A 232-nucleotide genomic window follows, 5' to 3' on the forward strand; every position below is an offset into this window, starting at 1 on the left:
TTTTCGTTGATCGGCTCAACGATTGCCAAGAAGCACGCAACATCGCCCAAATCATTACGCAAAGCAACAACCGAAGCATCGCCGTGAATTACTTGGCCTAACTTAGTGACATAACGCTTACGCACTTTAGCATGCTCTGTTTCACCACGAAATAACGAGCGATACAAGGAAGCTGACAAGGCCTTATCTTGAGGAAGAGTCAAGTCATCGATATGCTGTAGCTGTGCAGCAT

At 46.1% G+C, this 232-nt stretch carries 1 protein-coding gene; it reads right to left on the minus strand.

Features of this window, described 5'->3' with window-relative positions; genetic code table 11:
* On the minus strand, nt 1–232 hold a 232-nt coding region (locus Q4528_RS16430), incomplete at both ends, for a hypothetical protein (protein ID WP_303522865.1).

This window comes from Staphylococcus pasteuri, from assembly GCF_030547725.1.
In the GTDB taxonomy this organism is placed as follows: domain Bacteria; phylum Bacillota; class Bacilli; order Staphylococcales; family Staphylococcaceae; genus Staphylococcus; species Staphylococcus pasteuri.